Origin of the sequence: Curtobacterium sp. MCPF17_050 (assembly GCF_003224435.2) — a bacterium.
GTDB lineage: Bacteria > Actinomycetota > Actinomycetes > Actinomycetales > Microbacteriaceae > Curtobacterium.
On the sequence record NZ_CP126250.1, the window covers coordinates 2,634,756 to 2,658,262 of the forward strand.

Below are 23,507 nucleotides of genomic sequence, written 5' to 3' on the forward strand. Positions count from 1 at the left end.
GCGCGATGGAGCGCGAAAGGGAGTGACCATGGGCATGGGCAGCACAACGGCACGATCGGCTCTCAGCCGACGCGGGTTCCTCGCCGGCGCGGTCGGCGGGCTCGGGCTCGGCACACTGGCGCTCGCCGGGTGCTCGGCCCCTTCGGCCGGCAGCACCGCAGCGGGCGGCAGCACCCTGCGCTTCTACGAGCAGAAGCAGGAGGTCATCGCCTACTTCGACGACCTGCTCCGCCGCTTCGAACGCGAGAACCGCGGCATGCGGGTCGTGCACGACAGCACCGTCGCCATCGCGCCGCAGTTCGTCCGCGGTGAGCCGGCCGACGTCGGCTGCTTCAACGACAACCTCGAACTCGCGCGCTACATCGAGCGCGGGGTGCTCCGCGACCTGAGCGACCTGCCCTCCGCCGGCCGGGTCCGGAAGAGCATCGACGGCCTGACGAACCAGTACGCGAAGTACGAGGACCGCACGAGCGTGCTGCCGTTCTCGCTCGCGGCCGCCGGCGTCATCTACAACAAGCGCATCTTCGACGAGCAGGGCCTGCCGGTCCCGACCACCTGGGACGAGTTCGTCGACGTCTGCACCGCGCTCCAGCAGGCCGACATCACCCCGGTCTACGCGACCGACCGGGACACCTGGACGCTCTGGCAGGGCCTGTTCGACTACTCGGTCGGGAGCCTGGTCGACACCGGCTCGTTCTTCCGGAAGATGAAGGCCCTCGGGACCGACGTCGGGCCGGACGCCGAGGTGTCGTTCGAGAAGGACTTCGCCCTGCCCATGGAGCGCGCGAAGACGATCTCGTCGTTCTTCAACCCCGACCACGCCACCCGGTCCTACGCGGACGGCAACCTCGCCTTCGGGCAGGGCAAGGCGGCGATGTACCTGCAGGGACCGTGGGCGCTCAGCCAGATCGCCCTCGTCGACGAGGACCTGCCCGTCGGGACCTTCGCACTCCCGGTCTCGAACGACCCGGGTGACCGGAAGGCACGCGTCAACATCGACCTCGGCCTGTGGATCCCGACCACCACCCCGCACCTCGAGCAGGCGCAGGAGCTCGTCGAGTTCCTCATGCAGCCCGACGTGATCAACGCCTACAACCTGGACAACCTCGCGTTCTCGACCACCGAGGACGCCGCCCCGCAGACCGACGAGCGCATCCAGGGACTGCAGCAGTACGTCGACGACGGCGCGTTCTACCAGGGCGCGGGCACGTTCATCCCCACCTCCATCCCGCTCGGCAACTACCTGCAGACCGCCATCCGCAGCGGCGACTTCGACTCGATGCTGCGGCGGCTCGACACCGACTGGCGACGACTCGCCGGCCGCTCGGCGACGGTCTGACCGGCGCGACCAGGAACAGCCGGACCGGACCCCAGGAGCGATCATGACCATGCAGACCCCCCTGACCCCCGAGACCGAGGACCCCCGTCCCGGCCCCGCCACCGCAGCGACCCCCGTCCACCGCCGCGTCGGCTCCCTGCACCGCACCGAGGGCATGTACTACCTGTTCCTCGTGCCCGCCCTCGTGCTGTTCACGGCGTTCGTCGTCGCGCCGGCATGCGTCGGCATCTTCTACAGCTTCACGGACTACCTCGGGTTCGGGCAGTGGCACTTCCTCGGCATCGAGAACTACCGCGCACTCGTGTCCGACCCGGCGATCCTCGGGTCGTACGGGTTCACGCTCGGCTTCGCGGTGGTGACCGTCATCGTCACGCAGACGATCGCGCTGTCGCTCGCCATCGCCCTGTCCAAGCGGGTCCGTTTCGCCGCGGGCCTCCGGTCGGTGTTCGTCATCCCGATGGTCGTGTCCGGCATCATCGTCGCCTACGTCTTCAACTACCTGTTCTCGAACACGCTGCCGGCCCTGGCCACGTCGGTCGGGTTCGGCCCGCTCGAGCAGAGCATCCTCGGCGACCCGAACCTGGCGTGGCTCGCCATCGTCATCGTCTCGGCGTGGCAGACCATCCCGGGCGCGCTCCTCATCTACACCGCCGGACTCACCTCGATCCCGGCCGACGTGTACGAGGCCAGCTCCCTCGACGGCGCCGGGACGTGGAAGCAGCTCCGGTCGATCACCCTGCCGCTCATCGGTGGCTTCATCGTCATCAACACCGTGCTCGGCGTGAAGGGCTACCTCGGCGCCTACGACGTCATCGTCGGCCTGACGAACGGCGGGCCCGGCTCCGCGACGAGCAGTGTCGCGATGACGATCTTCACCGGCTTCACCAGCGGTGACTACGCCTACCAGATGGCCAACGCGACCGTCTTCTTCATCATCACCGTCCTCATCTCGGTCCTGCAGCTCGCAGTGACGCGCGGAAGGAACCTCCGACTCGCATGAGCGCCATCGACACCCGGTCCCCGGCCACCGCAGCCGCCCGCACCGCCCCCGACCAGCCGCGCCGCCGCCGCCTCGAGCGCGTGAACTGGCCGCTGACGATCATCCTGGCGCTCGCGTCCCTGACCGTCCTCGTCCCGCTGTACGTCACGGTCGCCATGGCGTTCAAGACGAGCGCGCAGGCGGTCGACGGCAACGCGCTGTCCCTACCGACCCCGTTCAACCCGGCGAGCTTCGCCGAGGCGTGGGCGCTCACCCGCTTCCCGGTCTCGTTCTCGGTGTCGCTCGGCGTTGCCGCACTCACCGTCGTCGCGACGCTCCTGCTCAGCTCGTTCGCCTCGTACGCCATCGTCCGGAACTGGCACCGCCGCTTCTTCCGCTGGTCGTTCGTGTACCTGCTCGCGGCGATGTTCCTGCCGTTCCCGGTCGTCGCACTCCCCCAGATCAAGCTCACCGCGATGATCTCGCTCGACAACCCCATCGGCGTCGCGATCCTGCACGCCATGTTCCAACTGTCGTTCAGCGTGCTGCTCTACTCGGCGTTCCTGCGCTCCATCCCGGTCGAACTCGAGGAGAGCGCCCGCATCGACGGCGCCTCCACGTGGCAGATCTTCTGGCGCATCATCCTGCCGCTGCTCGGACCGATGAACGCGACCGTCGGCATCTTCGCCTTCCTCGCCTCGTGGAACGACTTCATGATGCCGTCGCTCATCACCGCGGACCCAGGGCTGCAGACGCTGCCCGTCGTGCAGAACATCTTCCAGAGCCAGTTCGGCACGAACTACAACGTCGCGTTCGCCTCGTACCTCATGGCGATGGCGCCGACCGTCATCGTCTACCTGTTCGCGCAGCGCTGGGTGATCAGCGGCGTGACGCAGGGCGCCGTCAAGAGCTGAACCGAGCCTCCAGACCGACACCGGCCGGAACGGCCGAGACAGGACCACCAGCGTGACCACACCCCCTCCCGGCCCCCTGCCCACCATCCGCCCCTTCCCCGGATCCGACCCCGTCGCCTCCCCCGAGGCCGCCGTGCACGGCGACCACTGGCGGGTCACGGTCCTGCAGGACGGCCTGTTCCGGGTCGAGTGGAGCGAGGACGGCGGCTTCGAGGACCGTGCCTCGACGTTCGCCGTGCGCCGGCGGCTCGAGGTACCCGAGTACACGGTGCTGCGCCGCGGCGCGGGTGTCGAGGTGACGACCGACCGTGCGACCCTGCGGTACGACGGGCGGCCGTTCTCGTCGGCCGGCCTGGTCGTCGAGACCTCCGGACCCGACGCGAACCGCTGGCGCTACGGCCAGGAGGCCCGTGACCTGGGTGGCACCGGACGCACCCTCGACGACGTGGACGGGCGGATGCCGCTCGAGTCCGGCGTCCTGGCGCGCGACGGCATCGTCATGCTGGACGACAGCGAGTCGTTCCTGTTCGAGGACGACGGCTGGGTCGGCAGCCGGGTCCCCGGCCGGCGGGACGTCAGCGTCTTCGCGTACGGGCGCGACTACGCCGCGGCGCTCCGGGCGTTCCACGCGGTGTCCGGGCCGCCGACCCTGATGCCCCGGTGGGCGCTCGGCAACTGGTGGAGCCGCTACCACCCGTACTCGGACGCGTCGTACCTGGCCCTCCTCGACCGGTTCGACGAGGAGCGCCTGCCGTTCTCCGTCGCCGTGATCGACATGGACTGGCACCGGGTGGAGTCCGTCCCGTCCCGGTTCGGCAACGGCTGGACCGGCTACTCGTGGGAGCCCTCGCTCTTCCCCGACCCGCCAGCGTTCCTGGCCGAGCTGCACCGGCGCGGGATGCGCACGACGCTCAACCTGCACCCCGCGGACGGCGTCCGGGCGTTCGAGGACGCCTACCCCGCGATGGCCGCGGCGATGGGGGTCGACCCGGACACCGAGCAGGCGATCCCGTTCGACCCCACCGATCCGGACTTCCTCCGCGCGTACTTCGAGGTGCTGCACCGTCCCCTCGAGGAGCAGGGCGTCGACTTCTGGTGGATCGACTGGCAGCAGGGCCGGACGTCCTCCGTCCCGGGGGTCGACCCGCTCTGGGTGCTCAACCACTTCCACCTGCTCGACTCGGCCCGTGACGGCGGCGCCGGCATGACGTTCTCCCGCTACGCCGGACCGGGCAGCCACCGCTACGCCGTCGGGTTCTCCGGGGACGCCGTCGTCTCGTGGGCGTCCCTGGCGTTCCAGCCGGAGTTCACCGCCACCGCCGCGAACATCGGCTACCCGTGGTGGAGTCACGACATCGGCGGGCACACCCGCGGGGTCCGGGACGACGAACTCGCGACACGGTGGGTGCAGTTCGGCGTGTTCTCGCCGATCATGCGCCTGCACTCGGCGAACAACCCCTTCATCCGCAAGGAGCCGTGGGTCTTCCCCGCCGAACCGCGGGCGGCGATGGGCGACGCCCTGCGCTTCCGGCACCGCCTCGTGCCGTACCTGCACACCATGAACCACCTCGCCGCGGCCGGCACCCCGCTCGTGCGGCCGATGTACCACCTCGAGCCGCACCGGGACGAGGCGTACCGCGTCCCGAACGAGTACGCCTTCGGCACCGAGCTGGTCGTCGCGCCGATCGTCGAACCGCGTGACCCGGTGACCCTGCGTGGGCACGCCCGCGCCTGGTTGCCGGCCGGGACCTGGACGGACGTGTTCACGGGCACCACCTACGCCGGGGACCGCTTCGTCGACCTGCACCGGACGCTCGACACGATCCCCGTGCTGCTGCGGGCCGGCGGGATCCTGCCGCTCGCCGCACCGGAGGAGGTCGACGCGACGGTGAACCCGGCCGCGCTCGAGGTGCTCGTCGCGCCCGGGGCCTCCGGCAGCTTCACGCTCGTCGAGGACCGCGAGGACACGTCCGGGCAGGAGGACACCGGCGGATCCGCGGGACCCTCCGTCGCCGACGGCACCGGTGCCTGCCGGACGACGCTCACGTGGGACCGGGACACCGCCTCGTTCCGCGTCGACGCGGCGGTCGGGGACGTCGACGTCGTCCCGGTCCGTCGACGGTGGCGCGTCACGTTCCTCGGGTCGCCCGCCGCCGGGCAGGAGGCCGCGGTCGTCCGACCCGACCGGTTCTCGGTCGACCTCGACGTCCCCACCGACGAGGGCGCGGTCCTCACGTTGGCCGGTCTCCCGTCCTTCGGCGTCGACGCACGGGACGCCGCGCGGGAGCTGCTCGAGGGCGCCCAGGCCGGGAACCCGGAGAAGCTCACCGCGTGGGAGGTCGTGGACCGGGACGTGCCGCGGGCCGACCGGATCGTCGAGCTCGAGACGGTCGGGCTGCCGGACTCCCTGCGGAGCGCCCTGGTCGAGCTGCTGGGGAGCGTGCAGCCGGACGGGCGCTGACGACGGGCTCGCCGCGGTCCGTCAGGCCGCCACCATCCGCGCGAGCACGTCCCGCGCGGTCGCCGGCTCGCGCCCGAGCAGGTCGCAGAGCAGCGGGTCCGTGCCCGCGAACCGGCCCTGCGCCGCCGCCTGGTACATGCCGAGCAGGAAGCGCACCATGCGCTCGTCCTGTCCGCCGGCGACCGCGCGGGCGACCCACTCGTCCTCGTCCACGACCTCGAAGCGCACCGGGGCACCGGACACCGCTGCGGCGGTGCGCGCCAGGTCCTCGAACGTCGGTGCCTCGCTCGCCGTGAGCGTCACCGGGCCGTCGAGGGGTTCCGCCGCGAGGAGGATCTGCGCGGCGGCCTCGGCGGCGTCCTCGCGGGCGGTCCAGGACACCGGCCCGTCGGCCGGTACCGACACGACACCCGTGGCCTGCCACGGTCCGGTCATCCACTGGATGCTGTGCGCGTAGAAGCCGTTCCGCAGCGAGGTCCACGGCAGCCCGGACGCGGCGAGCATGTCCTCGGTCGCGGCGTGGTGCCGGGCCGGCAGGAACGGCGAGCCGGCACCGGCTCCCTGGTGGCTCGTGTAGAGGACCCGTCCGACCCCGGCTGCCACCGCGGCGTCGACCGCGTTGCGGTGCTGGCCGATCGTGTCGCCGACGGGGTCGTTCGACGAGACGAGCAGGAGCTGGTCGGCACCGGCGAAGGCGGACCGCAGTCCGTCGGGGTCGTCGTAGTCGCCCTGCCGGACGGTGACGCCCTGCTCGGCGAACCGTGCGGCTCGGGCCGGGTCACGGGTGACGACGGTGACCTCCGATGCGGGCAGCCGCTCGAGCAGGTGGTCGGTCGTCGCGCCGTTCAGGGCGCCGGTCGCTCCGGTGATGGTGATCATCGATGTCTCCTTCGTGCTATCGGTGGTAACACGATGAACGTACCACCGGAAACACAGCGGTAGCAAGGAGTCGTTATCGTTGATCCATGCCCGATGCCCCCGTGCCCCGCGCCGACGTCCGCGACCGGATCGTGACCGCCGCCGCGGAACTCCTGCGCCGGGACGGAGCGACCGGTGTCACGACCCGGGCGGTGTCGGACCGCGCGCACGTGCAACCGCCGACGATCTACCGCCTGTTCGGCGACAAGGACGGCCTGCTCGACGCCGTCGCCGAACACGCGATGACCGAGTTCAGTCGGACGAAGGCCGCTGCCGTCCACGCAGCCGCCGAGCACGAGGTCGACCCCGTCGCCGACCTCCGCACGGGTTGGGACCTGACGATCGGCTTCGGGCTCGACAACCCCGACCTCTTCGTCATCATGAGCGACCCGCGACGGGGCAACGGGTCACCGGCCGTCGCCGCGGGGCTCCGCCTGCTCGAGGACCGTCTTCGCCGCGTCGCAGCGGCCGGGAGGCTCGCGGTCCGCGAGCGCGACGCCGTCCGGCTCCTGCACGCGGCCGGCACGGGCGCCGTGCTCACCCTCCTCGAGGAGCCCGAGGGCGAGCGGGACCCCGCCCTCGCCGACGCCGCGTTCGCGGCCGTCATGACGCAGATCTGCACGCCCGATCCGAGCGGGGTGGCGCCGGACGGGCCGTCCGCGACCCGGACGGCCGCGCTCACCCTCCGGTCGGTCGCGCCGGACCTCGCGGCCCTGTCCCCGGCCGAACGGTCGGTCCTCGCCGAGTGGCTGGACCGCGTCGTCGACCACGAGGGCGAGCCCGGCCACCGTGGCCGACGCAGAGAGCAGGGCGGATCCGGCCACGACGAGGACTGAGCACCTCCCGGTCCACTCTGGCGGGCCTCCCGTCAGTCGACGGACCCGTCCGGGTAGGGCGCGCTCTCCCCGACCAGGATCCGGTGCCCGACGGTCACGGCACGCCCCTCGCCCGCCCGACCGGCGATGCGCTCCTGCAACCGGTCGAGTGCCGCCTCGGCGAGCGCGACGGTGTCCGGCGCGACCGAGGTCAGACTCGGCACCAGGCTCGCGGCGAGGCCGATGGCGTCCCACCCGACGACGGCGACGTCGCGTGGCGCCTCGAGCCCGCGCAACCGCATCGCACGGAGGGCGCCGACCGCGGCGAGGTCGTCCCGGCAGAGCAGCCCGTCGATCGAGAGTCCGTCGTCGAGCGCGCGTCCGAAGGCCTGCTCGGCCCCGCGGGCGTCGCCGACCTCGCGCGGCACGCACAGCGACGGGTCGAACGGCAGGCCGGCGGCGGCCAGGCCGTCGCGGTACCCCTCCATGCGGAAGGCCGAGGTGCGGGACTGCTCGCCCACCTCGTGCCCGAGGAACCCGATGCGGCGTCGCCCGAGTGCGGCGAGGTGCGCGACGGCCTCGGACGCGGCCAGGACGTTGTCGATGGCCACGAGGTCGCCGCCCGGGGGTCGGACGTCCTCGCCCAGGAACACGACGGCGGTGTCTCCGCGCGCCCGGTCGATCTCCGCCGGTGTGAGGACCTGGGGGTGGATGACGACGCCGTCGACGACGCCCGCCTCACGCCCACGGACGGCGGAGAGCTCGCCGCCCGGCGCTCCGGCGGTCTCCTCGAGCAGGAGCTGGTACCCGCGGTCGGCGCACACGCGGGAGAACACGTGCGCGAGCTCGGCGAAGTACGGACGGCGGAGGTCGGGGAAGGCGAACGCGAGCATGTTCGTCCGTCCGGTGGCGAGGCTCCGCCCGGAGACGTTCGGCCGGTACCCGAGCTCGTCGACGGACCGCTGCACGCGCTCCCGCATGGCGTCGCTGACGTGCCGGTACCCGCGGACCACGTTGGACACGGTCTTCATCGAGACGCCGGCGTGCTCCGCGACGTCCTGCAGCGTGACCTGGCCCACGCGCTCACCGTACCGTTGACGCTGCGTTTACAGCGCTGTAAATTGCTCGACCATGAGCACCGTCGCTTCCCCGGTCCCCGTCGACGTCATCGACCTCCCCCTCGCGAGTCGTCAGGACGGCCGGTACCCCCGACCGCAGATGCTCCGCCGGGACTGGACGGACCTCAGCGGCACCTGGTCCTTCCGGTACGACGACGACGACTCCGGCGCGGACTCGGGATGGGCCACGGGCCTCCCGGCACCCCGCGCGATCACGGTGCCGTTCCCGCCCGAGTCCCCGGCGTCCGGGATCGGCGACCCGGGGTTCCACCCGGTGGTCTGGTACGCGCGGACGATCGGTCGCGCCGAAATCGAGGCAGCCGGCCACGGCACCGCACGCCCCCGCCTGGTGCTGCACTTCGGCGCCGTCGACCACCGCGCGCAGGTGTGGATCGACGGCCGGTTCGTCGGCGAGCACGAGGGCGGGCACACGCCGTTCTCGTTCGACGTCACCGCACTGCTGACCGACGGCGCCGACGGCACGACCGAGCACCTGCTCGTCGTCCGCGCCGAGGACGACCCCGCCGACGTCACCCTCCCCCGCGGCAAGCAGGACTGGCACGAGGACGCGCACGCCATCTGGTACCGCCGCACCACCGGCATCTGGCAGCCGGTCTGGCTGGAGGCCGTGCCGCGCACCGCGATCAGCTCCCTCCGGTGGTCGCCGGCGGGGCCCACGGCGACCGCGTTGACCGTCCGGTTCCGGGGCCGCGTGCCGGCCGGATCGCGGCTGCGGGTCGCCCTGCGGTTCGACGAACGGGACGAGGACCTCGGGACCACCGACTGGGACGCCACCGCGAGCCGGCCGACCCTCGACGTGACGGTGCCGGTCGCACGGCAGCGCAACGGCCAGGCCGAGGACGAGCTGACCTGGTCGCCCGAGCACCCACGCCTGGTCGACGCAGTGCTCACCCTCGTGGACCAGGACGGCCACGTGCTCGACGCGGTGTCGAGCTACCTCGGCATGCGGAGCGTCGGCGTCGGTGGTGGCCGGTTCCTGCTCAACCGTGCGCCGTACCCGGTGCGCAGCGTGCTCGACCAGGCGTTCTGGCCGGAGTCGCACCTGGCCGCGCCGCACCCGCTCGCCCACCGCCAGGAGGTCGAACTCATCAAGGCCCTGGGGTTCAACGCCGCGCGGATGCACCAGAAGATCGAGGACCCGCGGTTCCTGCACTGGGCGGACCGCCTCGGCCTCATGGTGTGGGGCGAGGCACCGGCCGCGTACGAGTTCTCCCCCACCGCCGTCCGTCGTCTCACCGCGGAGTGGACCGCGGCCGTGGAGCGCGACGCCTCGCACCCGTCCATCGTCACCTGGGTCCCGTTCAACGAGTCGTGGGGCATCCAGCACGTCGTGTCCGACCCGGCGCAGCAGGCGTACTCCCGCGCCCTCGTCGACCTGACGCGCGCGCTCGACCCGTCCCGCCCCGTGATCGGGAACGACGGCTGGGAGCAGCAGGACACCGACATCGTGACGATCCACGACTACGAGGGCGACGGTGCGGTGCTGGCGCGCACCTACGCGGACGACGCCGCCCGCACCCGCGCCCTCGAGGGACTCGCCCCGTCCGGCCACCCACAGTTCGTCGGCGGGGCCGTGGACCAGGGGCAGCCGGTGATGCTCACCGAGTTCGGCGGGGTGCGCCACCAGTCGGGCGGGCGCCGGGAGGAGGGCTGGGGCTACACGACCGCCACCGACGGCGACGACTGGGTCGAGCGCATCACGGCGCTGCACGACGCCGTCCGCGCCAGCACCTTCCTCGCCGGCTCGTGCTGGACGCAGCTGACGGACACGATGCAGGAGACGAACGGGCTGCTGAACGCCGACCGGTCACCGAAGGTCCCCGTCGAGCAGATCCGTCGGGCCGTCACCGGGCAGTGACCCCGTCGGCGTGCACCTCCGACCCACCCCGGTGATGTGTAGAGTGTTGCGCCGCGAGGAGGGTGGCGGTGGGAGCATCGAGCGGGACCGGACGAGCGGCGTTCGCCGACGAGTCGAAGGCGCGCGACTACCTGCTCGCAGCGACGCTCCTCGAACCCGGGGACGTCGGAGCAGCCCGGAACCTGGTCCGGTCGCTCGTCCTGCCGGGGCAGCACCGCCTCCACATGGCGAAGGAGAGCGACGGGCGTCGTCGCATGATCCTGGACGCAGTCGCGAGCATCCCGTCCTCGACGACCATCCACCGCGCTCCGAAGGACGGCCGGTCCGAGGTCGACCGTCGAGCGGCGTGCCTCCGAGCACTGGTGATCGACCTCACGCGATCCGGCTGTTCAGGGCTGTGTCTGGAGCGTGACGAGACCCTGGAGCGCCGGGATCGCCGACAGATCATCGACACCTTGCACCAGCAGGGAGCGCAGCTGCGGCACCGGCACGCCACCGCTCGCGAGGAGCCCCTCCTCGCCCTGCCCGATGCGCTCGCCTGGGCATGGGCGAAGGGCGGGGACTGGAGGCGCCGGGTGACCCACCTGATCGACTGCCGGACCGTCGCGCGATGACGCCCGGGAAGACGCGAGACCCGAGCGCCACAACCGTCCGGATGGGTCTCGGGTCCACTTCTCGGAGCTCAACGCAACGAGCACACCCATGCTACCAGGCGGGCCATGTCACACGCCAGCGGCCCTGCCGCCCCACCCCGCCGCCTCACCCCGCCAGGTCCTTCGCGAGCATGAGCTCCGCGGACCGCACGGACGCCGTCTCCGCGGACGTGAGCTCCCGCCCCTGGACCTCGGCGTCCCGGATCGCGATGAGCAGGTCGTAGGTGCGCACCTGTAGACCACCTCGCCGTCGGCGTGCGCGAAGGTCGAGGCGGCGGGCGATGCGGGCGAGACGGATGCGGTGTCCGCGGAGCCGAGCCTCCCGGGCCCATCGCCGGACGGTCATCGACGCCATCGCGGCGACCATGAGCACGATCCCCAGGTAGAACGGCGGGTCGAACGCGGTCCGGAGGACGTCGCGGAGCAGCACCGGCCCGAGGACGAAGTGGTCGGCCGTCAGGGACGCGATCTCCTCGACGCTCGCGATCGCGACGAGGGACAGCCCCACCCGGAACACGACGAGCGCCCCGCGGCTGCCGAGCACCCCGCGAGCGAGCGTCGTGGCGGTGATCGCGGCGACGCACGCCATGTAGATGCTCGCGTACGACCAGGTCGCGGTCTGGTCGATCTCGTCCACGATGAAGGTGAAGACGGTGTCCCCGCGGTCCCGGATGGACAGGAACGGCACCGTGAAGGACGCGAGCATCGCCACCAGGGCGAGCGGGTGCGCCAGTGCCGGACGCCGGTCGACGTCACGCACGCTGCCGCGGAACAGCAACCAGAACGCCGTCGTCGCGCAGAGGTTCTGCACGAGGTTCACGAGGTTCGTGCCGCCGAGCAGCGCGTCCAGGTCCCGCTGCGGGACGACCGCGCCGAGCGTCAGCAACCCGAGCGCGCCCACACCGGTGGCCGCCCAGCTCGCTCGCCCGTGCGGGTTCCGTCCGATCGAGGGCGCGCGGATCGCGAAGCTCGCCGCGGCACACCAGAACGCCAGGGCGTGCAGGACCCCCACTAGCCGTAGGTCCGCTCGTCGGCCCCCACGGTGCCGGACAGGAGGACCGTGGCCAGTTCGTACGCGAAGGTCTCGGCGAACTCCTCGTCGTCACCCTGCAGGGACGAACCCGCGGGTGCGGGGAGCGTGTGCTGGACGTCGTCGACCGAGCGGTAGCAGACGGTGCCGCCGGCGGACCACGCGGCGAAGTCGAGCTGGGTCCACGGGACCGGCACGCCGGTGTCCCCGCGCACGAGGTGGCCGAGTTCGTGCAGGACGCAGTGCATCCGGTAGAGCGGCGTCGACCCCGGCGGCAGCAGCACGAGCGCCGCGTCGGGCGATTGGGACACGAGCGCGGTCAGGGCGCCCCAGCTCGGGCCGTCGACGTCCACGACGCGGATCGGCTTGCCGATCCGTGCGGCGACGGCGTCGACCACGTGACGGAGGCGGGGCGCGTTCGGGAGCACCGCGACGACGTCGCGGATCGCCCCGGCACTGACAGCGTCCACACCGCAAGCCTAGGGCGTGGGTGCGGGTCCGATCCGGGAGGCACGACCCCTCTCCGAGGGACGCTCACGTCGGGCCGGGGTCGGGTCAGGTCGGTGTGCGGTCGGCCGGCTCAGGCGCCGGTCGCCTCGTAGTGCCGGGCGCCGCCGGTGACCCCGGCGAAGCGGAACGGCCCCGCGGTGACGCGCGGACGCTCGACGTCGTCGCTCGTCGCGGCACCGGCGGCGTGCAGCTCCCGGTACGCCTCGACGGACAGCGGGACCCGTGCCGCGAGCAGCTCGGCGACGCGTCCGGTCCGGCGGTGGTCGCGGTACTCCGGCCGGACGACGCCGGTCATGAGCTCGCCGACGCTGCCGGAGCCGTAGCTGAACATGCCGATGCGGGCGCCGGCCAGGTCGTCGTCCAGGTCGAGCAGCGCGCCGAGGGCGATCCAGAGCGATGCCGTGTACGTGTTGCCGGTCTGTCGGTTGTACGTGAACCCGACGGCGAGCTCGGTCTCCTCGAACGGGACGTCGACGTGCTGTGCGAGCTTCCGGTGCGCCTTGATCGCCATCTTCGTGAACGGCTGGTGGTGAACGAAGCGGTCGATCGCCTCGATGCCGGGGCCACCGCGCGCGGCGAGGTCGTCCCAGGCCCCGATGAAGGCGTCGACGTACGCGGTGACCGAGAGCCGCCCGTCCACCAGCGCGGTGGAGCGGTCGTTCGGGCGCCAGAAGTCGTCGACGTCGGCGGTGAACAGACCGGACTGCGGCTCGAGCTCGACCAGGTCCGGGTCGGCGGCGATGAGCATCGCGACCGCGCCGGCGCCCTGCGTGGGCTCCGCGGCCGTCTCGACGTCGTAGCGGGCGACGTCGGCGGCGATCACGAGCACGCGTTCACCCGGGTCCCGAGCGATGATGCCGAGGGCCATCTGCACCGCGGCGGTCCCGCCGTAGCAGGCCTGCTTCAGCTCGACGACACGGACGTTGGTCGGCAGACCGAGCAGCCCGTGCACGAACACCCCGGCGGCCTTGGACTGGTCGATGCCGGACTCGGTCGCGAAGAGCACCGTGCGGATGCCCTCCACGCCGTGACGGTCGAGGACCTCCTTCGCGGCGGCGGCACCCATCGTGACGATGTCCTCGTCGGGAGCGGGCACGCTGAAGGCGTCCTGGCCGATGCCGATGTGGTACTTCGCCGGGTCGACGCCCGTGGTGGCGGCGAGGTCGTCGAGGTCGAGCACGTGGTGGCCGGTGGCGATCGCGAGGTCGTGGATGCCCACGGTGAGCGGCTGTTGCGTGGTCATGCCGACGCTCCTTCCGGTCGGTGGCCGCGTCGCTCCATGGCGACGTGTGCGGCCATGAGCTCGCCAGGGTTCGTCTGGGCGGCGAGCAGTGAGAGTTCACCGCAGAGCACGGTGGCGGCGCAGAGCGCGGCGAGGCGTCGGGCGTTGGCGCCGGGCTCGCGGTCCTCCCGGCAGCCGAGGCGCACGAGGGCGTCCTCGACGACGGGCAGGTCGTTGCCCTTGCCGTTGCCGACCGTGCCGACGATGAGGTGCGGGAGCGAGCACGAGAAGTACAGGTCGTCGCCTCGGGCCTGGGCGAGCGTGATGCCCTGGGAGCCCTCGACGATGTTCGCCGCGTCCTGCCCGGTGGCGAGGTAGAACCCAAGCAGCATGTTCGCGTAGTGCGCGTTCGCGGAGCGCAGTGCCCCGGCGATCGTCGACCCGACCAGGTTCTTCGCCGTGTTGAGCTCGACGATCCGTTCGGTGGAGGACCGCAGGCGCTTCTCGACGACCTCGCCCGGGATGACGATCTCGGCGATGGTGTTCCGGCCGCGGCCCCGGATGCCGTTCACCGCGGTGGCCTTCTTGTCCGAGCAGAAGTTGCCCGAGATCGACACGTACCGCAGCTCGGGCTCCCAGGCCAGGATCGCCGGCAGGAGCGTGTCCGCGGCCTGCGTGACCATGTTGTGACCGGAGGCGTCGCCCGTGGTGAAGGCGAACCGCAGGAAGAGCAGGTCACCGACGATCTCCGGGTGCACCTCGATGAGCTTCGCGAAGCGACTCTGCCCGGTGACGATGGTCTCGAGGTCACCCTGGCGGGCGAGGATCCGTCCGGCCGCCATGTGCGCGGCGGCGGCACTGGAGGCGCGGACGACCACCGAGCGGGTCATCCGCTCGTCGACGACGGTCGAGACGATGCCGCCCTCGACCATGCGCGAGATCCGTGCGCCGCGGCCGACGGACGGCCAGAGCGGGGACTCGTACGTCGCGAGGGGCACCTCGTGCTCGCCCTCGACGGCGTTGCCGCTGACGCGGATCGGTCCGACCCACTTCGTGGGGATCGGGGTCTGCAGGTCGGTCATCGCGTGGTCCCTTCCTCGGGTTGCACCGCGACGCTGAGGTGCCTGATGTCGTGTGCCTCCCAGGTGCGGAGGATGTCGGCGGGGTCGCTGTCGGCGGGGACGAGCGCGATCCCGCAGTCGCCGCCACCGGCCCCGGACGGCTTCGCGGCGCCACCGGCTGCCTCGACGACGTCGCAGAGCGTCGCGAGGCGCGGCGTCTCGATCTGCGAGCCGACGGACGTCCCGAGGTCCTGCAGCAGGCCCCGGGCGCGCCGGAGTGCGCCGAGCGTGCGCTCGGCGTCCCCGGTCCGGAGGCCCGTGGTCAGGTCGTCGACGCAGGCGCGGCTGGCGTCGAGGAACGCCGCGTAGTCACCGTCGCGGTGTCGACGCACGACACCGACGAGCTTGGTCGTGGACGCCGGTGACCCGGTCCAGCCGACGAGGAGCCGCAGGTCGGTCGGGGCGGGCAGGTGCTCGACGTCGAAACCGGTCCAGGCGTCGTCGTCGTCGAGGATCGACGAGACCGTCCGCTCGTCGAGCAGACCGGCCAGGACCTCGCGGTCGGGCGCGCTGTAGCGGAGCCAGCCGCCGAAGGTGCTCGCAGCGAGGTCACCGCCGGAGGCGCGGGGTGCCACGCGGATGGTCGCGAGCAGCGCCACCATGAAGCGTCGGCGCTGCGACAGGCCGAGGCCGTAGAAGCGGTCGAGGGCGCCGACGGTCGCGACGGTCACCGCGGCCGACGAGCCGAGCCCGAACTTCCGGCCGCTGGCGTCGTCGAGCTGGCTCTCGATGCGCAGGTCGTGGAACCGCGGCGCGATCCCGAGCTCGGCGCGCAGCTTCTCGACGAGGTCGATCGTCGCCATGACGTAGTCGTAGGGGTGGTGCTCGCGGTCCAGTGCGAGGCCGTCCTCGGCACGGGTCCACGTCAGCGGGAGGTTGCCGTACTCCTCGGAGTGCACGCTGCCGGCCCCGTGCCCCTCGGAGACGCGGGCGGTGATCGCACGGTCGAGGGCGATCAGCACGGACGGCTGACCGGGCTCGACGACGGCGTACTCGCCCGCCACGAACAGCTTGCCGTGGGCTCGGAACTCGGTCACGCGATGGTCTCCTCTGCTCGGGGGTGGTCCCCCGGGCGTTCGGAGCCGACCAGGTGAGCGGCTGGTCCGGTGCCGGACTCGATGACCGCGCCGAACCCGTCCAGGGACGCGGCCACGCGGGCACGGTCCTCCGGACGGCAGAGCACGACGACGTTCGGGCCGGCGTCGGCGGTGGCGTAGGCCTCGAGGCCGTCGGCCCGCAGCGCGGCGACGGCGTCGAAGACCGCGACGCTGCGGCTGTTCAGGTAGCGGATCGGGGGGAATGCGCCCTCGATGGTGGCGTGCATGCGGAGCGCGTTGCTCTCGGTCAGCTCGCCGATGCGGGTGAAGTCGCCGGCCGCGCACGCGGCGAGCATGTCCTGGACGGTCTCGGTCGTCGAGGTCACCCAGGCCGGGTAGAACGGCGACGTCGCGATCGTCCGGCGCATGGCCTCGCGGGAGCCGATCTCCTTCGGGCCGTCGTCGATCGTCACGACCACCATCGCCATCGGCGGCGCGGGGATCGTCTCGGCGAAGGACCCCTCGTCGTCGCCCGCGTGCCAGACCGCGACCCCGCCGGGGATCGACCGCGTGGCCGAGCCCGAACCGCGGCGGGCGAGCCGGGAGAGGTCCCGCGACGACAGGTCGAGGCCGTACGCGCTCGCGGCGGCGACGGCGAGGGCGGCGAAGCCCGATGCGCTCGAGGCCAGTCCGGCGCCCGTGGGCACGGTGTTCTCCGTGACGACGGCGGCGTGGGCGTCCGAGCCGGACAGGTCACGGACGAGGTCGAGGAAGCGCTCGACCCGCACCAGCGCACCGTCGTCGACGACGCGACCGTTCAGGGTCAACGTGTCACGCGCCTCCCGGCCGGCGTCGAGCGTGACGGAGGTCGTGGTGGGGAAGACGTCGAGGCCCATCGAGACGCTGCCCGTGGCGGGCAGCGCGAGGTCGGCGTCCGCCTTGCCCCAGTACTTCACGAGCGCGATGTTGGGGTGCGCGACGGCGGTTGCGGTCATCAGGCACGGGCTCCGATCGAGGTGGTCCAGGTGGCGGCGGCGCCGGCGTCGCGCAGTGCGGTCACGATGCGGGTGGCGTGCTCGTCGTCGGCGGCGAGGGCCAGGACGCATCCGCCCCGTCCCCCGCCGGTGAGCTTCGCGCCGAGGGCGTCCGCGCTGCGTGCGGCGCCGACGAGCCGATCGAGGTCCCCGCTCGACACGTCGAGGGTGGTGAGCAGTTCGTGCGCGGCGTCCATGGTGGCACCGAGGGCCTGGGCGTCGCCGTCGACGAGCGTCCCCCGCGCTGCCCGGGCGAGGTCCCCGATGCGCTGCACGACGGCGTCGACCACCTCGGGGGCGCGGTCGTGGCGTTCCCGGACGGCCGCGACGGCCTCCCGCGTGTGTCCGGGGACACCGGTGTCGGCGACGACGAAGACGAAGCGCCCGGTGAGTTGCACCGGCTCGATGACGTCGTGCTCGAACCAGACGGGCTCGTCGGCGACGACCCCCCGGGCGTCGAGTCCGGACGGGCGCCCGTGGGCGACGCGCTCGCACGCCTGGATGAGGTCGTGGTGGGTGGCGCGGTCGAGCACGACCCCCAGGGCGTCGGCGACCGCGGCGGTCACGGCCGCGGCGACGGCGGCGCTCGACCCCATCCCGCGGGCGGTGGGCACCTGGCTGTCGACCCGGACGTGGAACGCGGTGTCCACGGCGTGCGGGTACCCGAGGTCGGCGAGGTGGCGGAGCGTCGCGGTGACGGCGGTCGTCGTGGGCAGCACGGCGGCCGGCGCGAGGCCGAACGGCCCCGTGTGCACGGAGGACTCCAGCACGTGCTCCGCCCCGGACGAGTGCGTCACCGGCAGGGGCGTCGCGGTGGCCGTCACGCGGACGTCGGTCACCGGCAGCACGAGCGCGGGTGCGCCGTAGACCACGGCGTGCTCGCCGATCAGGATCGTCTTGCCGTGGGACACCGATGAGCCGACTCGCGGGATCGCTGTGGTCGTCGTCGGTGCGGTGGCGGGGTGGTTGCTGGTCATCGTCGGTCCGGCCAGCCTAACCGGACCCGACGACGGACGTCCGTCCGGTGCGCTCTCGGCGGACGGACGCCGTGTGTCGGCTGGACGTCGTCGCGATCGGGTTGTGCACAACCCGGTCGCGTGCAACAGTGACGTCATGCCGGTGACCGACGAGATGGTGTGCTTTTCCCTCTACGCAGCGACCCGGGCGACGACCCAGGCGTACCGCGCGCTGCTCGAGCCGTGGGGCCTGACCTACCCGCAGTACCTCGTGCTCGTGACGCTGTGGGTCGAGGGCGACCAGACCGTGTCGAGCCTCGGCGACCACCTGCAGCTCGACTCCGGGACCCTCTCGCCGCTCCTCAAGCGCATGGAGCAGGGCGACCTCGTCCGTCGCGAGCGCCGCAGTGACGACGAGCGCGTGGTCACCGTGACGACCGGCGAGCGCGGCCGGTCCCTCCGCGCCGAACTCGCGCACGTCCCCGCCCGCGTCGCCGCCGGCACCGGGCTGCCCGACAAGCAGTCCGCCGCCGACCTCATCGCGACGCTGCAGCGCCTCACCGAGACGATGCACCGCGCCGCAGCGTCACCCGCACAGCCCGCGCCCGCGCAGCCCGCACCCGCGCCGCCCGCCTGACGCAGCGTGCGCGCTGGCCGACATCTTTCGCGCTCGGCACCCCGAACGGTGTCGCTGAGCGCGAACCCAGCGGACCGGCGAGCGCGTCCCCACTGACTAGACAGACCCCACGAAGGAAGGAAGGACACCACATGGACGTCCTCTACACCGCAGAAGCCCTGTCCACCGGCGAAGGCCGCAACGGCAAGGTCCAGACCAGCGACGGCTCGTTCGAGCTGGACATGGCGATCCCGAAGGAGATGGGCGGCTCCGGCGCCGGCACGAACCCCGAGCAGCTCTTCGCCGCCGGCTACGCCGCGTGCTTCCACTCCGCGCTGCAGGGCGTCGCCCGCGCGCAGAAGGTCAAGGTCACCGACTCGTCCGTCGGCGGCCGCGTCCAGATCGGCCCGAACGGCCAGGGCGGATACCAGCTCGCCGTCGTGCTCGAGGTCGTCATCCCGGACATGGAGCACGACCAGGCCCAGGCCCTCGCGGACGCCGCCCACCAGGTGTGCCCGTACTCGAACGCGACGCGCGGCAACATCGACGTCACGATCACGGTCTCGGAGGACTGAACGTGGCAGACCAGACCATGCGCGCCGTCGTCCACCCGGAGTTCGGCGAGCCCGCCGACGTCCTGACCGTCGAGCAGCGCCCCGTCCCCACCCCGGGCGCCGGCCAGGTGCTCGTCCGGACCGTGCTCTCCCCGATCCACAACCACGACCTGTGGACGATCCGCGGCACGTACGGCTTCAAGCCGGAGCTGCCCGCGCCGTCCGGCACCGAGGCGCTCGGCGTCGTCGAGGCCCTCGGCGAGGGCGTCACGCACCTGTCCGTCGGCCAGCGCGTGGCCGGTGGCACCTTCGGCGTCTGGGCGGAGTACTACGTCGCCGACGCCGCCGGGCTGATCCCCGTGCCGGACGCGATGCCCGACGAGTCGGCCGCCCAGCTCGTGTCGATGCCGTTCAGCGCGATCAGCCTGCTGCACTCGCTCGACCTGCACGAGGGCGACTGGCTCATCCAGAACGCCGCGAACGGCGCAGTCGGCCGCATGGTCGCCCAGCTCGGTGCCGCCCGCGGCATCAACGTCATCGGCCTCGTCCGCCGTGCCGAGGGCGTCGAGGAGATGCGCGCCCAGGGCATCGAGCGGATCGTCGCGACCGACACCGAGGACTGGCAGGACCAGGTCTCGGCCATCACCGGCGGCGCCCCGATCCGCGCCGGCGTCGAGTCGGTCGGCGGGAAGGCGGCGGGCGACATCGCGTCCGTGCTCGGTGACGAGGCGACCCTCGTCGTCTTCGGCGCGATGGCCTCCCCCACGCTCGAGATCCCGTCCGGCAAGGTCATCTTCGGCCAGCTCACCGTGAAGGGCTTCTGGGGCAGTGTGGTCAGCCGGACCATGCCCGCGGAGACGAAGCAGGAGCTGTTCGGCGAGCTCATCAGCCGCGTGCTCGACGGGTCGCTGACGCTCCCCGTGTCCGAGACCTTCGCGTTCGAGGACGCCCGCGACGCCGCCCGTGCGAGCGACACCGCCGGCCGCGTCGGCAAGGTGCTCCTGCGCCCGTAGCCCGACCGGAGACACACGGGAGGCCCGTCACCAGCCGGTGACGGGCCTCCCGTGTGTCCGCCGTCGCGTCGGTCAGCGGCGCCCCGCCGCGTCGACGGTGAAGAGGCTGCCCGAGGCGACGCCCTCCTCGACCTGCTCGAGGGTGCGGCCGCGCGTCTCGGGCACGAACCGCCAGATGAACAGCAGCGCGAGGACCCCGACGACCCCGAAGCCGAAGAACGTGCCGGTGATGCCCGTCGCCGCGACGACGGACGGGAACCACAGCCCGACGAGCGCGGTCGCGATCCAGAGGCAGAACACCGCGATGCCCATGCCGAGGGCCCGGATCTGCGTTGGGAAGACCTCGGACAGCACGACCCACACCGCGATGTTGAGGAAGGTCTGCATCGAGCCGACGAACGCGACGACGAGGACCAGGATCACCCACGGTCGCGCCGGGTTGCCCGCCGGCAGGGCGACCGAGGCGGTGCCGATGAGGAAGTGGCACACCGTCGTCAGGGAGAAGCCGAGCAGGAGCGTCGTCCGCCGGTCGATCCGCTCCATGTTCGCGATCGCGATGACGCCACCGACCACCGCGATGACCCCCGGGGCGATGGTCGCGATGAGCGCGGCTGATGCCTTGAACCCGGACTCGATGAGGACGGACTGGCCGTAGTACATGATCGAGTTGATCCCGGTGAGCTGCTGCGCGACCCCGAGTCCGGCGCCGATGAGCACGATCCGGACGAGCCACTTGTTCCGGAGCAGGACGGTCCACCCGCTCTCCCGCTGCTCCTGCGCCTCGTGCTCGTGCGCGCGGCGGATGTCCGCGAGTTCGGCCTCGGCGCGGTCCGCCGACCGCACCTGCCGCAGGACGGCGAGCGCCGCGTCGTCACGGCCGTGCGTCGCGAGCCACCGGGGCGACTCCGGCACGCGGAGCATCCCGACGAACAGGGCGACGGCGGGGAGTGCGCAGACGGCGAGCATGATCCGCCAGACCCCGTCGCCCTCACCCCAGAGGCTGGCGATGACGGCGTTCACGACGAACGCGGCGAGCTGCCCGATGACGATCATGAGCTCGTTGCGACCGGACAGCGACCCGCGGATCTCGTACGGAGCGAGCTCGGCGAGGAACACCGGCACGACCGTCGAGGCACCGCCCACCGCGAGGCCGAGCAGCACGCGGCCGACGACGATCACGCCGAACGACGGGGCGGCGACGCACACGAGCGTCCCGACGAAGAACAGCACCGACAGGAGGATGATGGTCCGCCGTCGACCCCAGGCGTCGGCGACCCGTCCCCCGAACACCGCGCCGACTGCCGCGCCGAAGGCCAGCGAACTCGTGACGACACCCACCGTGACGTTCGTCAGGCCGAGCTCCTCCCGCATCGGCAGGAGCGCGCCGTTCACCACCCCGGTGTCGTACCCGAAGAGCAGACCGCCGAAGGTCGCGACGAGCGCCAGCAGCCCGAGGCGGCGGCGGTGCGGTCCGGTGCCCACCGGGGGGAGCCCGGCCTCGTGTGCTGTGGGTCGGGTGTCGACCATGCGGTGTGTCCTTCGTCCGTGATCGCGAGCGGGGGTCCGGCAGGGACCGGCGCGGCCCACCGTCCCGGGACGGCTCCCGGCGGGCCACCAGTGATCTTCCCACCGCCGCGCAGGTCCGACGTGCAGGTCCGATGCGCAGGAGCCGGGCCGACCGTGGTGCCGTAGGCTCGCAGCGCGAGGGGACCAGGCACGACGGGACGGGGGGACCATGCGTCGCGGGTACGCAGGACAGGGACACGCAGGACCGGGGCACGCCGGACCGGGGCACGCCGGACCGGGGCACGGCCGAGGCAGGCCCGGCCGACTGCTCGGGGCGCTCGCGCTCGCCACGGTCGTCGTCACGACCGCAGCGGGGTGCGCGTTCCTCCGCGGGCCGGACGAGCTGCCGGCGCCGAGCCGCAGCGCCACCGCCGACGGCACGGGCAAGGCCCCCGACCCGAGCGCCAGCGCCGAGGCCCGCCGCATCGCCGAGTCCGCGTCACCACGGACCCCGACCGCCGTCCCCACCGAGGCCGCGGCGCCGGAGCCCACGGTCTCCCCGATCCCGGTCGGCACCGTCGTCAGCGAGGCGGACGTCGTCACGCCGAAGGGCAGCGTGCGGTTCCACTACCGCGTGGTCGTCGCTGACAACGGCTACCCGACCGTGCAGTGGTCGGGGTTCACCTCGACGCTGCCGGTCCCCGTCGGTGCGACCTTCCTCAAGACGCCGCCCTCGGTCGGCGACGGCCTCTCCTGGCACGGCGTCGGGGACACCGTGCTCGGGGGCGGCTCCCCCGCGGTCCCGACCCCGGCCACGACCGACATGGACCCCGGACGGGTGGACCCGTCGTGGCTCGGCACGCTCGTCGTCTACTCGGCGGCCGAGTCCGCGGCCCCCGACCTGCCGGTCGAACTCGGGCCGGACAAGGTGCTCGCGGTCACACCGGTCAACTGGTCGGTACCGGCGCGGACGACGAACGTGCACCCCGTCGACGGTGGGGCACGCCCGAACGCCACCGGGATCACGAGCAGCGAGGGGTCCCCGGACGGGTCACCCGTCGCCTACCGGATCGCGTCGGAGGACCTCATCGGCGCCGTCGCAGCCCGGCTCGGCATCACGGTGAAGGACCTGGTCTGGTTGAACCCGGACGTCACCGTGTACGGCGACCAGCAGTACCTGTACGAGGACACCGTGCTGAACCTCGACCCGTTCCGGCGGTAGTCCGAGCCCGGGCGGGGCGCGTCCGGGTCAGGCGTGCTCGGCCCCGCCGTCGGCGTCCCGAGCGGGTCCGGCGTCGAGCACGTCCCCGAGCGCGGACATCCCCGCCCCGTGGTCGGTGTAGCGGCGCACGGTCCGTCGTGCGGCGGCCCGTGCGGCCCCGGCGAGCCGTTCGTTGCGACGCGCGGCGTCCGCCACCCGGCCAGCGTGCCCGGCGGTCGAGAGCAGCACGTTCGCGAACGCGCGGGCGTCCCCCTGCTCGGGGATGCCCGTCACCGTCCAGGCGCTCCGGACCTGGGCGTCCGGGGTCATGCCGCGGCGGGTGCCCATGCGGCGCCAGTCCGACAGCGCGCCCTCGGTCCGGTCGGCAGCGCGGTCCGACTCCGCCGCCCGTTCGGCGTCCGCCGACCGGCGACGCTCGGGTGCCGGGGCCGCCGACGCCGCTTCGGCGCGCTCGCGAGCACCGCGGTCGTCGCCGCCGGCGGCGGCGATGCGGGCGGCGTGGGCCGCTGCTGCGGCCGCGAGGATCTCGGAACGGTCCATGCGACGACGGTACCGTGCACGACCGACGTGGGTCGGGCCTCCCGGCCGTCCGGACGACCGCAGCGGCAGG

At 72.6% G+C, this 23,507-nt stretch carries 22 protein-coding genes; 11 read left to right on the plus strand and 11 right to left on the minus strand.

The window, feature by feature from the left end; genetic code table 11:
* The first annotated feature begins 34 nt into the window (after positions 1-34).
* Genes DEJ34_RS12535 through DEJ34_RS12550 form a run of 4 tightly spaced genes read left to right on the plus strand, consistent with a single transcriptional unit; the run spans position 35 to position 5,693 of the window.
* Entirely contained in the window at positions 35-1,339 is a 1,305-nt protein-coding gene (locus DEJ34_RS12535; protein WP_110910984.1) for an ABC transporter substrate-binding protein, read from the plus strand.
* Positions 1,340-1,382: 43 nt separating this feature from the next.
* Complete coding sequence (locus DEJ34_RS12540) at positions 1,383-2,339, plus strand: carbohydrate ABC transporter permease (RefSeq protein WP_110910985.1); 957 nt, start codon at positions 1,383-1,385, stop codon at positions 2,337-2,339.
* A complete protein-coding gene (locus tag DEJ34_RS12545; RefSeq protein ID WP_110825936.1) occupies positions 2,336-3,232 on the plus strand; it encodes a carbohydrate ABC transporter permease in 897 nt (298 codons plus the stop codon). Before DEJ34_RS12540 ends, DEJ34_RS12545 begins: the two co-directional genes overlap by 4 nt.
* 52 nt (positions 3,233-3,284) lie before the next feature.
* Complete coding sequence (locus DEJ34_RS12550) at positions 3,285-5,693, plus strand: glycoside hydrolase family 31 protein (protein ID WP_258368267.1); 2,409 nt, start codon at positions 3,285-3,287, stop codon at positions 5,691-5,693.
* Between the two features lie 21 nt (positions 5,694-5,714).
* On the opposite strand, the gene DEJ34_RS12555 is transcribed toward DEJ34_RS12550, so the two are convergent.
* On the minus strand, positions 5,715-6,572 hold the full coding sequence (locus DEJ34_RS12555; RefSeq protein ID WP_110910986.1) for an NmrA family NAD(P)-binding protein: 858 nt from the start codon (positions 6,570-6,572) through the stop codon (positions 5,715-5,717).
* A gap of 86 nt (positions 6,573-6,658) precedes the next feature.
* Between DEJ34_RS12555 and DEJ34_RS12560 the strand changes: the two genes are divergently transcribed.
* Positions 6,659-7,447, plus strand: coding sequence for a TetR/AcrR family transcriptional regulator (locus DEJ34_RS12560; protein ID WP_110910987.1), 789 nt, complete (start codon positions 6,659-6,661; stop codon positions 7,445-7,447).
* Positions 7,448-7,479: 32 nt separating this feature from the next.
* Here DEJ34_RS12560 and DEJ34_RS12565 read toward each other — a convergent pair whose 3' ends face one another.
* Positions 7,480-8,505, minus strand: coding sequence for a LacI family DNA-binding transcriptional regulator (locus DEJ34_RS12565; RefSeq protein ID WP_110891398.1), 1,026 nt, complete (start codon positions 8,503-8,505; stop codon positions 7,480-7,482).
* Positions 8,506-8,557: 52 nt separating this feature from the next.
* On the opposite strand from DEJ34_RS12565, the gene DEJ34_RS12570 reads away from it, so the two are divergent.
* Positions 8,558-10,423 (plus strand): sugar-binding domain-containing protein, encoded by a 1,866-nt coding sequence (locus tag DEJ34_RS12570; RefSeq protein WP_110910988.1) that lies wholly within the window; start codon positions 8,558-8,560, stop codon positions 10,421-10,423.
* A gap of 68 nt (positions 10,424-10,491) precedes the next feature.
* Positions 10,492-11,037: a hypothetical protein gene (locus DEJ34_RS12575; RefSeq protein ID WP_110910989.1), complete on the plus strand. Its 546-nt coding sequence runs from the start codon at positions 10,492-10,494 to the stop codon at positions 11,035-11,037.
* A gap of 145 nt (positions 11,038-11,182) precedes the next feature.
* On the opposite strand, the gene DEJ34_RS12580 is transcribed toward DEJ34_RS12575, so the two are convergent.
* The 7 genes from DEJ34_RS12580 to mvk all read right to left on the minus strand — a co-directional run bounded on the left by DEJ34_RS12580 (position 11,183) and on the right by mvk (position 18,007).
* A complete protein-coding gene (locus DEJ34_RS12580) occupies positions 11,183-12,088 on the minus strand; it encodes a hypothetical protein (protein WP_110910990.1) in 906 nt (301 codons plus the stop codon).
* A complete protein-coding gene (locus DEJ34_RS12585; protein WP_110910991.1) occupies positions 12,088-12,576 on the minus strand; it encodes a hypothetical protein in 489 nt (162 codons plus the stop codon). The genes DEJ34_RS12580 and DEJ34_RS12585 overlap by 1 nt, the downstream gene beginning before the upstream one ends.
* A 110-nt stretch (positions 12,577-12,686) precedes the next feature.
* Positions 12,687-13,859, minus strand: coding sequence for a hydroxymethylglutaryl-CoA synthase (locus tag DEJ34_RS12590; RefSeq protein ID WP_110910992.1), 1,173 nt, complete (start codon positions 13,857-13,859; stop codon positions 12,687-12,689).
* Positions 13,856-14,920, minus strand: a complete 1,065-nt coding sequence (locus tag DEJ34_RS12595; RefSeq protein WP_110825927.1) for a hydroxymethylglutaryl-coenzyme A reductase family protein — start codon at positions 14,918-14,920, stop codon at positions 13,856-13,858. Before DEJ34_RS12595 ends, DEJ34_RS12590 begins: the two co-directional genes overlap by 4 nt.
* Positions 14,917-15,996, minus strand: a complete 1,080-nt coding sequence (locus DEJ34_RS12600; protein WP_110891392.1) for a phosphomevalonate kinase — start codon at positions 15,994-15,996, stop codon at positions 14,917-14,919. The genes DEJ34_RS12595 and DEJ34_RS12600 overlap by 4 nt, the downstream gene beginning before the upstream one ends.
* Positions 15,993-16,991, minus strand: a complete 999-nt coding sequence (gene mvaD / locus DEJ34_RS12605) for a diphosphomevalonate decarboxylase (protein ID WP_349775003.1) — start codon at positions 16,989-16,991, stop codon at positions 15,993-15,995. Before mvaD ends, DEJ34_RS12600 begins: the two co-directional genes overlap by 4 nt.
* On the minus strand, positions 16,991-18,007 hold the full coding sequence (gene mvk / locus DEJ34_RS12610; RefSeq protein WP_181422211.1) for a mevalonate kinase: 1,017 nt from the start codon (positions 18,005-18,007) through the stop codon (positions 16,991-16,993). Before mvk ends, mvaD begins: the two co-directional genes overlap by 1 nt.
* A 136-nt stretch (positions 18,008-18,143) precedes the next feature.
* Here mvk and DEJ34_RS12615 point away from each other — a divergent pair, with 136 nt between their 5' ends.
* The 3 genes from DEJ34_RS12615 to DEJ34_RS12625 all read left to right on the plus strand — a co-directional run bounded on the left by DEJ34_RS12615 (position 18,144) and on the right by DEJ34_RS12625 (position 20,169).
* Positions 18,144-18,623, plus strand: coding sequence for a MarR family winged helix-turn-helix transcriptional regulator (locus tag DEJ34_RS12615; protein ID WP_181422212.1), 480 nt, complete (start codon positions 18,144-18,146; stop codon positions 18,621-18,623).
* A gap of 131 nt (positions 18,624-18,754) precedes the next feature.
* Positions 18,755-19,177 carry an organic hydroperoxide resistance protein gene (locus DEJ34_RS12620; protein ID WP_110825923.1) on the plus strand — a complete coding sequence of 141 codons (423 nt, stop codon included), beginning with the start codon at positions 18,755-18,757 and terminating at the stop codon, positions 19,175-19,177.
* 17 nt (positions 19,178-19,194) lie between these two features.
* A complete protein-coding gene (locus DEJ34_RS12625; protein ID WP_110891406.1) occupies positions 19,195-20,169 on the plus strand; it encodes a zinc-binding dehydrogenase in 975 nt (324 codons plus the stop codon).
* A 72-nt stretch (positions 20,170-20,241) separates the two neighbouring features.
* On the opposite strand, the gene DEJ34_RS12630 is transcribed toward DEJ34_RS12625, so the two are convergent.
* Positions 20,242-21,696: a sugar porter family MFS transporter gene (locus DEJ34_RS12630; RefSeq protein WP_110910994.1), complete on the minus strand. Its 1,455-nt coding sequence runs from the start codon at positions 21,694-21,696 to the stop codon at positions 20,242-20,244.
* A 208-nt stretch (positions 21,697-21,904) separates the two neighbouring features.
* Between DEJ34_RS12630 and DEJ34_RS12635 the strand changes: the two genes are divergently transcribed.
* On the plus strand, positions 21,905-22,897 hold the full coding sequence (locus tag DEJ34_RS12635; protein ID WP_110910995.1) for a LysM domain-containing protein: 993 nt from the start codon (positions 21,905-21,907) through the stop codon (positions 22,895-22,897).
* 27 nt (positions 22,898-22,924) lie between these two features.
* On the opposite strand, the gene DEJ34_RS12640 is transcribed toward DEJ34_RS12635, so the two are convergent.
* Positions 22,925-23,437, minus strand: a complete 513-nt coding sequence (locus tag DEJ34_RS12640; RefSeq protein ID WP_146236886.1) for a hypothetical protein — start codon at positions 23,435-23,437, stop codon at positions 22,925-22,927.
* Positions 23,438-23,507 lie beyond the last annotated feature (70 nt).

Coding starts and splice junctions, on each gene's coding strand:
- DEJ34_RS12615 (WP_181422212.1), top strand. CDS start 18,144: ATGCCGGTGACCGACGAGATGGTGTGCTTTTCCCTCTACGCAGCGACC.
- DEJ34_RS12570 (WP_110910988.1), top strand. CDS start 8,558: ATGAGCACCGTCGCTTCCCCGGTCCCCGTCGACGTCATCGACCTCCCC.
- DEJ34_RS12545 (WP_110825936.1), top strand. CDS start 2,336: ATGAGCGCCATCGACACCCGGTCCCCGGCCACCGCAGCCGCCCGCACC.
- DEJ34_RS12630 (WP_110910994.1), bottom strand. CDS start 21,696: ATGGTCGACACCCGACCCACAGCACACGAGGCCGGGCTCCCCCCGGTG.
- DEJ34_RS12535 (WP_110910984.1), top strand. CDS start 35: ATGGGCAGCACAACGGCACGATCGGCTCTCAGCCGACGCGGGTTCCTC.
- DEJ34_RS12635 (WP_110910995.1), top strand. CDS start 21,905: ATGCGTCGCGGGTACGCAGGACAGGGACACGCAGGACCGGGGCACGCC.
- DEJ34_RS12595 (WP_110825927.1), bottom strand. CDS start 14,920: ATGACCGACCTGCAGACCCCGATCCCCACGAAGTGGGTCGGACCGATC.
- DEJ34_RS12555 (WP_110910986.1), bottom strand. CDS start 6,572: ATGATCACCATCACCGGAGCGACCGGCGCCCTGAACGGCGCGACGACC.
- mvk (WP_181422211.1), bottom strand. CDS start 18,007: ATGACCAGCAACCACCCCGCCACCGCACCGACGACGACCACAGCGATC.
- DEJ34_RS12590 (WP_110910992.1), bottom strand. CDS start 13,859: ATGACCACGCAACAGCCGCTCACCGTGGGCATCCACGACCTCGCGATC.
- DEJ34_RS12625 (WP_110891406.1), top strand. CDS start 19,195: ATGCGCGCCGTCGTCCACCCGGAGTTCGGCGAGCCCGCCGACGTCCTG.
- mvaD (WP_349775003.1), bottom strand. CDS start 16,991: ATGACCGCAACCGCCGTCGCGCACCCCAACATCGCGCTCGTGAAGTAC.
- DEJ34_RS12540 (WP_110910985.1), top strand. CDS start 1,383: ATGACCATGCAGACCCCCCTGACCCCCGAGACCGAGGACCCCCGTCCC.
- DEJ34_RS12620 (WP_110825923.1), top strand. CDS start 18,755: ATGGACGTCCTCTACACCGCAGAAGCCCTGTCCACCGGCGAAGGCCGC.
- DEJ34_RS12560 (WP_110910987.1), top strand. CDS start 6,659: ATGCCCGATGCCCCCGTGCCCCGCGCCGACGTCCGCGACCGGATCGTG.
- DEJ34_RS12640 (WP_146236886.1), bottom strand. CDS start 23,437: ATGGACCGTTCCGAGATCCTCGCGGCCGCAGCAGCGGCCCACGCCGCC.